This window comes from Micromonospora fulviviridis, from assembly GCF_014648395.1.
Lineage (GTDB): Bacteria > Actinomycetota > Actinomycetes > Mycobacteriales > Micromonosporaceae > Micromonospora > Micromonospora fulviviridis.
Genome location: NZ_BMRA01000002.1, coordinates 95,052 through 106,302, shown reverse-complemented (window position 1 = coordinate 106,302; position 11,251 = coordinate 95,052). Strand labels below are relative to the sequence as shown.

8 protein-coding genes are annotated in these 11,251 nt (G+C 73.5%); 4 read left to right on the top strand and 4 right to left on the bottom strand.

Translation table 11 applies throughout. From position 1 onward, the window contains the following. Position 1: 1 nt before the first annotated feature. Positions 2-1,237: a C39 family peptidase gene (locus IEY96_RS05470; RefSeq protein WP_189193705.1), complete on the bottom strand. Its 1,236-nt coding sequence runs from the start codon at positions 1,235-1,237 to the stop codon at positions 2-4. 158 nt (positions 1,238-1,395) lie between these two features. Here IEY96_RS05470 and IEY96_RS05465 point away from each other — a divergent pair, with 158 nt between their 5' ends. The 4 genes from IEY96_RS05465 (at position 1,396) to IEY96_RS05450 (ending at position 6,609) form a co-directional block, all read left to right on the top strand. Next, on the top strand, positions 1,396-2,064 hold the full coding sequence (locus tag IEY96_RS05465; protein ID WP_107078369.1) for a response regulator transcription factor: 669 nt from the start codon (positions 1,396-1,398) through the stop codon (positions 2,062-2,064). Further along, positions 2,061-3,221 carry a sensor histidine kinase gene (locus IEY96_RS05460; protein ID WP_189193704.1) on the top strand — a complete coding sequence of 387 codons (1,161 nt, stop codon included), beginning with the start codon at positions 2,061-2,063 and terminating at the stop codon, positions 3,219-3,221. Before IEY96_RS05465 ends, IEY96_RS05460 begins: the two co-directional genes overlap by 4 nt. A gap of 258 nt (positions 3,222-3,479) precedes the next feature. Then, positions 3,480-6,020, top strand: a complete 2,541-nt coding sequence (locus tag IEY96_RS05455; protein WP_189193703.1) for a malectin domain-containing carbohydrate-binding protein — start codon at positions 3,480-3,482, stop codon at positions 6,018-6,020. A 202-nt stretch (positions 6,021-6,222) separates the two neighbouring features. Beyond that, positions 6,223-6,609 carry a VOC family protein gene (locus IEY96_RS05450; protein WP_189193702.1) on the top strand — a complete coding sequence of 129 codons (387 nt, stop codon included), beginning with the start codon at positions 6,223-6,225 and terminating at the stop codon, positions 6,607-6,609. A gap of 64 nt (positions 6,610-6,673) precedes the next feature. On the opposite strand, the gene IEY96_RS05445 is transcribed toward IEY96_RS05450, so the two are convergent. From IEY96_RS05445 to IEY96_RS05435, 3 genes are all read right to left on the bottom strand, one after another. Next, on the bottom strand, positions 6,674-7,588 hold the full coding sequence (locus IEY96_RS05445; protein ID WP_189193701.1) for a hypothetical protein: 915 nt from the start codon (positions 7,586-7,588) through the stop codon (positions 6,674-6,676). A 318-nt stretch (positions 7,589-7,906) separates the two neighbouring features. Further along, the gene (locus tag IEY96_RS05440; protein WP_189193700.1) at positions 7,907-9,970 is read right to left on the bottom strand and encodes a 3-hydroxyacyl-CoA dehydrogenase NAD-binding domain-containing protein; all 2,064 of its coding nucleotides are present in this window, start codon (positions 9,968-9,970) and stop codon (positions 7,907-7,909) included. Then, positions 9,967-11,163 carry a thiolase family protein gene (locus tag IEY96_RS05435; protein WP_189193699.1) on the bottom strand — a complete coding sequence of 399 codons (1,197 nt, stop codon included), beginning with the start codon at positions 11,161-11,163 and terminating at the stop codon, positions 9,967-9,969. The genes IEY96_RS05440 and IEY96_RS05435 overlap by 4 nt, the downstream gene beginning before the upstream one ends. Between the last annotated feature and the right edge of the window lie 88 nt (positions 11,164-11,251).

Sequence of the window (11,251 nt, the reverse complement as noted above, 5' to 3'; positions counted from 1 at the left end):
GTCACCAGTTGGCCTGCGCGGGCGCCGGGGGCAGCGGCACCGACTCCGGCCGCACCACGTAGACGACCCCGCCGCTGCCGCCCTGCCAGGCCGCCTCGAACGCCGCCCGGGGCACGGTCCGGCGGACCCCCTCGTCGTCCGGCGCGTACGGGTCGTTGAGCACCGGGTCGCCGTCGGCCGTGAAACCGACCAGCACGATGAGGTGCCCCCGGGTGTCGTAGTCCAGCCCGGGCACCTGCCCCCGGGTGAAGGCGGCCGAGACGATCAGCGGGATGCCGGCGGCCACGAACCGCTCCGCCTCGGCCAGCGAGCGCAGCCGGGTGACGAAGGCGTCCACCCCGTGCAGCCCCGCGTACGCGGTGTTGAACGCCCAGTTCCCGGCCCCCGCGTACGCGTGGTCGTAGCAGTGCCGGGCGGCGTGCACCACCACGGGCCGGGGGCCGGGCGGGGCGACCCAGGCGTACCGGTCCGGGGTGGGGCCGGCGCCCCAGAAGTCGAGCACCATCGAGACGCAGGTGGGGCTGCACCAGGAGTCCCCGCCGCCGCCCCAGCGGGTCTCCCCGCCGGCGTGCAGCCGCTGCGCGTAGCGGGGCACGTCCAGCACCCGGCCCCGAGCGTCGCCGGCCGTGCCGGGCCGCGGGGCCGGCACGGTGACCGGACCGCCGGGCGCGCCCGCCCGGGTGGCCGGCGGGCCGGGGGCGTCGCCGGCCGAGGCGACCACGCCGAGCGTGCGCAGCACCGGGCCGGCCGGGGCGTCGGGGCGGCGCAGCAGGGTGACCCGGACCTGCCAGCCGGTGACCGTCGCGCCCGTCACGACCAGCGTGTCGGCCGCGACCCGGGCCGCGCCGTCCGCCTGGCCGGGCACCGACGAGCGGTGGATGGCGGTGTCGTCGGCGGCCCACCGGCCCAGCTCGTACCAGCCGGTGGTGGCGGCGTCCCCGGCCCAGCCGCGCAACTCCACCCGCAGCCAGCAGCCGGGCGGGGTGTCGGCGGTCCAGGAGGGGACCAGTTCGGCGGCGGCGAAGCCGACCGGCACGACGGGGGAGGTCCAGGTCGCCGCGTCGTACCCGGACGTGTCGCCGGAGTGCGGGTCGGTGTGCTCCACCCGGTCGGCAGGCGCGTCGAGCACCAGCCCGTCCGGGCCGGCGGCCACCCCGGCGGCGGTGCCCAGGCGCAGGTCCGCCGGGAAGCGGAAGCGGTGGTACGTCACGTCCCGGCCGGGGTCGACAGCGGTCATGCGGGCTCCCGTCGGCTCGGACCCGGGCCGGTGGCCGGGCGTTGTCGCTCGCTGCCGGCGAGCATCGCGTACCCGAAGATTTTTTGCAACGACGGTGGGCGCGGGAGGGCTTGGCGGCCGGCACTAGGTTGTGGGAGGTCACGAGGCGGGAGGCCGGGATGCGGGTACTGGTGGTCGAGGACGAGCGCAACCTCGCCGACGCGATCGCGCGCGGGCTGCGCAAGCGCGGGATGGCGGTCGACGTCGCCTACGACGGCGACGCCGGGCACGAGGCCGCCTTCGTCACCCGCTACGACGTGGTGATCCTGGACCGGGACCTGCCCGGCGTGCACGGCGACCGGATCTGCGCCGACCTGGTCGCCTCCGGGGCGCTGACCCGGGTGCTGATGCTGACCGCCAGCGGCACGGTCGCCGACCGGGTGGAGGGGTTGCAGCTCGGCGCCGACGACTACCTGCCCAAGCCGTTCGCCTTCGACGAGCTGGTCGCCCGGGTGCAGGCGCTGGGCCGGCGGGCCACCCCGGCCGCCCCGCCGGTGCTGGAGGTGGCCGACCTGGTGCTGGACCCGGCCCGCCGGGTGGTGAGTCGCCGGGGCGAGCCGGTCGACCTGACCAACAAGGAGTTCGGTGTGCTGGCCGAGCTGATCAAGGCACGCGGCGCGGTGGTCTCCAGCGAGGAGCTGCTGGAGCGGGTCTGGGACGCGAACACCGACCCGTTCACCACCATCGTCCGGGTCACCGTGATGACGCTGCGCAAGAAGCTCGGCGACCCGCCGCTCATCGAGACGGTGGTCGGCGCGGGCTACCGGATCGGCGAGGTTCCCGCATGAGCGGGCGTACCCGGTTGCGGCCCACCCTGCGGCTGCGGCTCACCCTGCTCAACGGGGTGCTGCTGGTCGGCGCCGGAGCGATCCTGGTGCTGCTGGCCTGGCTGCTGGTCCGGGACGCGCTGCGCCCCACCGACGAGCTGCTGCCCGGCAGCACGGTGGTGCTCGCCGACGGCCGCACCCTCGACGCCGGGCAGTGGCAGCGGCGACTGATCGACGCCGCCTCGGACGAACTGCTGGTCAAGGGCCTGGTGGCGCTGGTGGCGATCAGCATGGTCGGTGTCGCCGGCGCGTACGCGGTGGCCGGCCGGGCGCTGCGCCCGCTGCACCAGGTCACCGCCACCGCCCGCCGGCTCGGCGAGACCACCCTGGACGAGCGGATCGGCTGGTCCGGCGCGAACGACGAGGTGGCCGAGCTGGCCGAGACCTTCGACGCCATGCTGGACCGGATCAGCGCCGCGTTCGAGGCGCAGAAGCGGTTCGTGGCCAACGCCTCGCACGAGCTGCGGACCCCGCTCGCGGTGATGCGTACCGAGATCGATGTGACGCTCAGCGACGACGAGGCGGACCTCGCCGAGTACCGCCGGATGGCCAGCGTGGTCCGGGACGCCTCGGAACGGGCCAACGGGCTGGTCGACGCGCTGCTGGTGCTGGCCCGCAGCGAGGCGCAGACGGGCGGCCGGCTGGCCCGCCGCACCGAGTTCGACCTCGCCGTGGGCACCGCCAACGCACTCTCCGCGATGGCCCGCGAGGTCGAGCGGATCGGCCTGAAGGTGCACACCTCGCTGCGGCCGGCCCCGGTGGTCGGCGACCCCGGCCTGCTCGACCGGCTCGCCGGCAACCTCGTGGAGAACGCGGTCCGCTACAACCACCTGCACGGCCGGCTCTGGGTGCGCACCGGCGCCGACGGGCAGCGGTCCTGGCTGGTGGTCGGCAACACCGGCTTCGAGGTCGCCCCCGCCGACGTGCCGGGGTTGTTCGAGCCGTTCCGGCGCGGCGGGCAGGAACGCACCGGCGCCCGCGGCTCCGGCCTCGGACTGTCCATCGTGCGCGCGGTGTGCGACGCGCACGGCGGCACCGTGAAGGCGGTCGCCCAGCCGGGCGGCGGCCTGGAGGTGACCGTCACCCTGCCGTCGGCCGACGCCCCCGCCGCCACCTGAGGGACCGATCGGCGTCCGCGCGGCCGTCCGACGGTACGCGCCGCGCCGCCGACCTGACGGCCGCCGCCCGCCGAACCACCATGGGCAGCCACCTGTTCGTGCGGCCGGCCCGGCTGTCCCGTCCGCCCGCCCCGGGTGGTCGGGCGGGAGCGCCACGGTGGTCGGGCAGAAAGCGTGGCCGGTGCTGGACGGCGCGTGACGGGTGGCCCAGGGTGATTGCTGCGACACGCCTGTCCGCACCATCCTCCGGAGCTGCCAGTGACCCACCCCTCGGCCCTCGGGCGCCGTGTCCTCGCGGCCCTCGCCGCCGTCGCGCTCACCGCCGCCGGGCTGGCCCCGGCCGGTCCCGCCGGCGCCGCGCCCGACCACGGCACGCTGGTCAGAGCGACGCCCTCCACCGCCTCGCCGGACATCATGGACGGCACGGTCAACGCGATCCACGACGCCGGCACGAAGATCATCGTGGCCGGCTCGTTCACCCGGGTGCAGAACCGCGGGTCCGATGTCGACATCACCCGCAACTACCTGCTCGCCTTCGACAAGGCCACCGGCACGATGGACACCGCCTTCGCGCCGACCGTCGACAACGAGGTGTACGCGGTGGTCGCCGGACCCACCGCCGGGACGGTCTTCGTGGCCGGCAAGTTCAACACCGTCAACGGCGTCACCCGGCGCAAGGTGGCCCTGCTCAACGTCGCCACCGGCGCCGTGGTCACCAGCTTCGCCGGCCCGGCGTTCAACGGGCTGGTCAACGACGTCGCCCTGGTCGGCGGCCGGCTGCTGGTCGGCGGCATCTTCACCACGGCCGGCAACCCCAACCCGCGCGGCGGCCTCGCCTCGCTCAACGCGAGCACCGGGGCGGTGGACGGCTACCTCACCACCGCGCTCACCGAGCACCACAACTACGACGGGGTCAGCGGCGCGAACGCCGGCGTCGGGGCCGAGAAGCTGGCCGTTTCCCCGGACGGCACGAAGCTCGTCGTGATCGGCAACTTCAAGAAGGCCGACGGGGTGCTGCACGACCAGATCGTCAAGCTGGACCTGGGCGCCACCACGGCCACCGTGGCCGACTGGAACACCAACCGGTACACCCCGCGCTGCGCCTGGTGGGCGTTCGACTCGTACATGCGGGACATCGCGTTCGCCCCGGACGGCAGCTACTTCGTGGTGGTGACCACCGGCGCGCCGAACGGCGGCACGCTCTGCGACGCCGCCGCCCGCTGGGAGGCCGGCGCGACCGGCACGGACCTCCAGCCGACCTGGGTCGACTACACCGGAGGCGACACGTACCTCTCCGTCGGCATCAGCGAGCAGGCGGTCTACGTCGGTGGCCACTTCCGCTGGCTGAACAACAGCTTCGGCGGCGACTCCGCCCAGGCCGGCGCGGTCGGGCGGGCCAGCATCGCGGCCCTCGACCCGCGCACCGGCCTGCCGCTGTCCTGGAACCCTGGGCGGCACCCGCGCGGCATCGGCGCCTCCGAGATGCTGGTCACCCCGACCGGCCTCTGGGTCGGCTCGGACACCTCGTGGATCGGCAACTTCCAGTACCGGCGGGAGCGGATCGCGTTCTTCCCGCTGACCGGCGGCGCGGCGCCGCACCCGACCACCACGGCCACCCTCCCGGGGAACGTGTACCAGGCCGGTGTCCCGGCGCCCACGAACGTGCTGCACCGGGTCAACGCGGGTGGCCCGCTGGTCGCCTCGACGGACAGCGGACCGGACTGGGCGGCCGACGACGGCGGCAACCCCAGCCCGTACCACAACGCCGGCAGCAGCACCGCGGGCTTCGCGCCGGTGGGCGCCGTGGACGCCACCGTGCCGGCCGGCACGCCGGCCGCGCTCTACAGCGACGAGCGCTGGGACCCCGCCGGCGACCCGGAGATGAGCTGGCAGTTCCCGGTGCCCGCGGGCACCGAGGTCCAGGTCCGGCTCTACCTGGCCAACCGGTACGACGGCACCGCCGCCACCGGGTCCCGGGTCTTCGACGTGGCCCTGGAGGGTACGACCGTCCTGGACGACCTCGACCTCTCCGCCAGCGTCGGGCACAACGTGGGCACCATGCGGACGTTCACCGTGGTCAGCGACGGCACGATCAACGTCGACTTCCGGCACGTGGTGGAGAACCCGCTGGTCGACGGCATCGAGATCGTCAAGACCGGCGCCCCGCCCGCGGGTACCGGGAACGAGGTGCAGGTCCGGTCGTACGACGGCGTCACCACGGTCGGCGCGCCCGCCCCGGTGGCGGTCCCGGACGGCACCGCGTGGTCCACCGCGCGGGGCGCGTTCTGGGTCGGCGGCACGCTCTTCTACGGGATGAACGGGTCGCTGTGGCGGCGCACCTTCAACGGATCCACCTTCGGCGCCGCGTCGGCGGTCGACCCGTACCACGACGCCTACTGGGACGCGGTGGAGACCGACTCCGGCCCGGCCGGCCAGACGTACGCCGGGGTGACGAACAACTTCTATCCCGAGATCCCCAACGTCACCGGCATGTTCTACAGCGGCGGCCGGCTCTACTACACCCTCGCCGGGCAGGGCGGCCTGTTCTGGCGCTGGTTCAGCCCGGACAGCGGTGTGGTGGGCGCGGAGAAGTTCACCGTCGCCGGGGCGAGCGGCTTCGCCGACGCCGGGTCGGTCTTCCTGGCCGGCAGCACCCTCTACAAGGTCAACCGCAGTACCGGCGAGCTGTCGGCCACGGACTGGGCGGGCGGTGCGCCCGTCGCGGCGTTCACCGTGCGCAGCGGCCCGGCGGTGGACGGCGTCGACTGGCGGGCGAAGGCGGTCTTCGTCGGCCCGTGACCGGTTTTCTGCCGGCCCGGTCCCGCCTCGCGGGGCCGGGCCGGCTTGTCCTCGCCCCCGGCTGGTGACATGATCAGTTCCGTCAGCCCGACGTGTGGAAGGGGGTGTGGTCGATGTTCACCGTGAACCGTTCCGCGCCCCGCGACCCCCGCTGACCTTCTTCACTCCCGCGGGGCGCACTCCGATCCAGGAGGAAAGCACCGTGAGTGCACAGATCCACTGCGTCACCGTCGAGACCGACGACCCGTACGCCCTGGCCAGCTGGTGGGCCCGGGTGCTCGACCGGAAGCTGCACGACGACGACCACCCCGGCGACCCGGAGGCGGTCCTCGTCGCGCCCGACGGCCACGGCCCCGACCTGCTCTTCGTCTCGGTGGGGGAGCGGCACGGCAAGGGCGCGTTCCACCTCGACGTGCACGCGGCCGAGGGGACCCGGGACGAGGAGGTGGCGCGGCTGCGCGACCTCGGAGCCACCCTGGTCGCCGACCAACGCCGGCCGGACGGCACCGGCTGGGTGGTGCTCGCCGACCCCGAGGGCAACGAGTTCTGCGTCTGCCGCAGCCCGGCCGAGCGGGCCGCGTCGGCCTGACCGGTGAAACGGGACCGGGCCCCCGCCGCACGGCGGGGGCCCGGTCCTCCGGGTCTGCGGGGGCTCAGCCCTGCTTCTCGATCTCACCGCGCATCGTGACGAACTCCGACTGGATCTCGGCCGCGGACTTGAAGTAGACCACCACCATGCCCAGGCTGCCCTTGTCGGCCCAGATGCAGACGGCCACCGGGATGTCCTCGGTCTTGCCGTCGCCGCACTTGGCGTCGCCGCCCAGCGGGCCGGCGTTGACCGTCTTGAACTCCTTGGCGCCCAGCTCGGGGGTGATCGCCGTGATGGCGTCCGCCATCTCCTTCTTCGGGTCCGCGATGACGCCGGAGGCGCCGGCGATCATGACCAGGTCCTTCTTCTCCGGCTCGCCGTAGAAGGCGCCGACCGTGCTGGTGGCGTTCGGGACGTCCTTGGCGATCTCCGACTTCATCTGCGTGGCGGCCTGCTGGAGCTGCGGCTCGGTGACCTTCGGCCGGCCGGCCAGCGTGGCGGGCTCCTCCAGGCGGGTCTTGGTGGCCGTGACAACCTCGCCGACCTCGTCCTTCGCGGCGAACCAGATGGCGGCGCCACCGCCCACGCAGAGCACCAGCACGACGGCCAGCACGATCAGCACGATCTTGCCGGCGCTCGACTTCTTCTTCGGCGGCAGCGGGGCCGGGGCGCCGTAGCCGGGCTGGCCGGTCTCGACGTAGCCGCCGCCGTACTGCTGGCCGTACTGGCCGGGCTGGTTGGTCCCCGGGTAGCCGCCGCCGTACTGCTGGCCGGGCTGGTTGGTCTCCGGGTAGCCGCCGCCGTACTGCTGGCCGGGCTGGTTGGTCTCCGGGTAGCCGCCGCCGTACTGCGGCTGCTGCTGGGGAGCCGGCGGGTAGCCGCCGCCGTACTGGGGCTGCTGCGGCGGCTGGTAGCCGCCGGGCTGCTGGTGTGGCGGGGGGTAGGAACCGGGGTAGGGACTGGACGGCGGCTGGGACATGGTGTCAGCTCCTGTAAGAAATCCGGACGCGTGATCGTAGCGAGCGACACCGACACGGCATGGTCCGCCCGCTGCCGACGTGACGAAACCGGAACCGGGTCGTGACCGGGCCGTCCGGGCGGTGTCCCGGCGGTGGGCGCAGGGTGTCCGGCCGGTGACAACCCGGTGGCCGCCGTGACCGGTTCGGGGCGGAAACGCCGATCGCGGTGGCCGGACCGTCCGGGAGGGACGGCCGGCCACCGCGATCGTGGGGAGCGGCGGGGTCAGGCTGACGGCTCCAGGTCGCCGCGCGGTGTCAGACGCGCCGAGCTGGGGTTGTCAGCGGAGGCTGGCGACCCCGCGGGGCAGGAAGCGGCGGCCCGTGACCCGCTCGGAGGTGCCGGTCCGGTCCAGGTACGGCGTGACGCCGCCCAGGTGGAACGGCCAGCCCGCGCCGAGGATCATGCACAGGTCGATGTCCTGCGCCTCGGCGACGACGCCCTCGTCGAGCATGAGCCGGATCTCCTCGGCCAGCGCGTCCAGCGCGTTCTGCCGGACCTGCTCGGCGGTCAGCGGCTGGTCGCCGACCACGAGCAGCTTGGCGACGTCCTCGTTGACCTGGTCGTCGACCACGATCGGCTGGCCCGAGTCGGCGATCCGCTTGAGGTTCTCGCTGACGCCGAACCGGTCCGGGAAGGCGGCGTGCAGGGTGCCGCCCACGTGGTACGCCACGGCCGGGCCGACCAGCTGGAGCAGGGCGAGCGGGCGCATCGGCAGGCCCAGCGGGTCCAGTGCGCTGTTCGCCACGTCCAGCGGGGTGCCCTGGTCGACGGCGGCGAAGACGGTGCCGAGGAAGCGGGTCAGCAGCCGGTTGACCACGAACGCCGGGGCGTCCTTGACCAGCACGCTGGACTTCTTGAGCTGCTTGCCGACCGCGAACGCGGTGGCCAGCGTGGCGTCGTCGGTCCGCTCGCCGCGGACGATCTCCAGCAGCGGCAGCACGGCGACCGGGTTGAAGAAGTGGAAGCCGACCACCCGCTCGGGGTGCTCCAGGTCGGCGGCCATCTCGGTGATGGACAGCGAGCTGGTGTTGGTGGCGAGCACCGCCTCCGGCTTGACGATCTTCTCCAGCTCGGCCCAGACCTGCTTCTTGACGCCGAGGTCCTCGAAGACGGCCTCGATGACGAAGTCGGCGTCGGCGAAGACGGACTTGTCGACCGAGCCGCTGACCAGGCCGTACAGCTTGGCCGCGGTGCCCTTGTCCATCCGGCCCTTGCTGACGGCCTTCTCGATCTGGGTGTGCACGTAGCCGACGCCCTTGTCCACCCGGGACTGGTCCAGGTCGGTCATGACGACCGGCACCTGAAGGCGGCGGGCGAAGAGCAGGGCGAGCTGGCTGGCCATCAGGCCGGCGCCCACGATGCCCACCTTCGTGACCGGACGGGCCAGGCCCTTGTCCGGCGCGCCGGCCGGCCGCTTGGCCCGCCGCTGCACGAGGTCGAAGGCGTAGAGGCCGCTGCGCAGCTCCTCGGAGAAGACCAGGTCGGCCAGGGCCTCGTCCTCGGCCGCCGTGCCGGTGGCGAAGTCCGCGTCCTTCGCGGTCTCCAGCAGGTCCAGCGCCTTGTACGCGGCCGGGACCGCCCCGTGCAGGCGCTGGTCGAGGGTCTGCCGGGCGAAGTAGAGCACGCCCGCCCACATGTCCTTGTCGACCTCGGGCCGGGTCACGGTGACCTCGCCCTTGACCACGCCGGCGGCCCACTCCAGGGACCGCTCCAGGAAGTCGGCCGGCTCCAGCAGCACGTCCGCGATGCCCATCTCGGCCGCCTGCTTCGGCTTGAGCATCTTGTTCTGCATCAGCGGGTTCTGCAGGATCACCTGGGTCGCCGCCGGGATGCCGATCAGGTTCGGCAGCAGCTGGGTGCCGCCCCAGCCGGGGACCAGGCCGAGCGAGACCTCGGGCAGCGCCAGGGCCGCCGCGCCCGCCGACAGGGTCCGGTAGTGGCAGTGCAGGGCCAGCTCCAGGCCGCCGCCCATCGCCGCGCCGTTGACGAAGGCGAAGGTCGGGACCTCGCTGTCCTTGAGCCGGGCGAAGACCCGGTGGCCGAGCCGGCCGACCTCCAGCGCCTGCTCGCGGTTCTCCAGCTGCGGGAGGCTCGTGATGTCCGCGCCCACGCAGAAGATGTACGGCTTGCCGGTGACCGCGATGAACGCCGGGTTCGCGGCCAGGGCGGCGGTGATCGCCTCGTCCAGGCTGGTCAGGCCGCCCGGGCCGAAGCTGTTCGGCTTGGTGTGGTCGAAACCGTTGTCCAGGGTGATGAGGGCGGCGGGACGGTCCAGCCCCGGTACGTTCACCTGGCGCAGCAGCGCCCTGGTGACGACCTCGTTCGGTGCGGCGAGGCTCACTTGTCTCCACCCTCCCAGTGCGGGTTCTCCCAGATCACGGTGCCGCCCATGCCGATGCCGATGCACATGGCGGTGAGGCCGTAGCGGACCTCGGGGTGCTCGGCGAACTGCCGGGCGAGCTGGGTCATCAGCCGGACGCCGGAGGAGGCGAGCGGGTGACCGATGGCGATCGCGCCGCCCCACGGGTTGACCCGCGGGTCGTCGTCGGCGATGCCGAAGTGGTCGAGGAAGGCCAGCACCTGCACGGCGAACGCCTCGTTCAGCTCGAACAGGCCGATGTCGTCGATGCTCAGGCCGGCGATGCGCAGCGCCTTCTCGGTCGACGGGATCGGGCCGACACCCATCACCTCGGGCTCGACGCCGACGAAGCCGAACGACACCAGCCGCATGCCGATCGGCAGGCCCAGCTCGCGGGCGGTCTCCTCGGCGACCAGCAGCGCGGCGGTGGCGCCGTCGTTCAGGCCGGCCGCGTTGCCCGCGGTGACCTTGCCGTGCGGGCGGAACGGGGTCTTGAGGGTGGCGAGCTTCTCCAGTGAGGTCTCCCGGGGAGCCTCGTCGGTGGTGGCCAGGCCCCAGCCGGCCTCCGGGTCGCGGATCGCCACCGGCACCAGGTCGCCCTGGAGCTTGCCGTTGGCGTACGCCTTGGCGGTCTTCTGCTGCGAGGCGAGCGCGAACGCGTCGGTGCGCTCCTTGGTGATGTGCGGGACCCGGTCGTGCAGGTTCTCCGCGGTCGCGCCCATGACCAGCGCGGACGGGTCGACCAGCTTCTCCGCGATGATCCGCGGGTTGGGGTCGACGCCCTCGCCCATCGGGTGGCGGCCCATGTGCTCGACGCCGCCGGCGATGGCCACGTCGTAGGCGCCCATGGCGATGCCGCTGGCCACGGTCGTGACGGCGGTCATCGCGCCGGCGCACATCCGGTCGATGGCGAAGCCGGGCACCGTCTTGGGCAGGCCGGCCAGCAGGGCGGCGGTGCGGCCGATGGTCAGGCCCTGGTCGCCGATCTGGGTGGTGGCCGCGATGGCGACCTCCTCCACCTTCTCCGGCGGCAGTTGCGGGTTGCGCCGCATCAGCTCGCGGATGCAGCGGATCACCAGGTCGTCGGCGCGGGTGTTGGCGTACATGCCACCCGCCTTGCCGAACGGGGTGCGGACGCCGTCGACGAAGACGACATCCCGAACTTCACGGGGCACTTGGAGCCTCCTAGCCGGCACTGGCGTTTCCCCGGATGCTACTCGCCAGTAACCAAACCCGACACCACCCCCCGTGTGTCCAACCCCA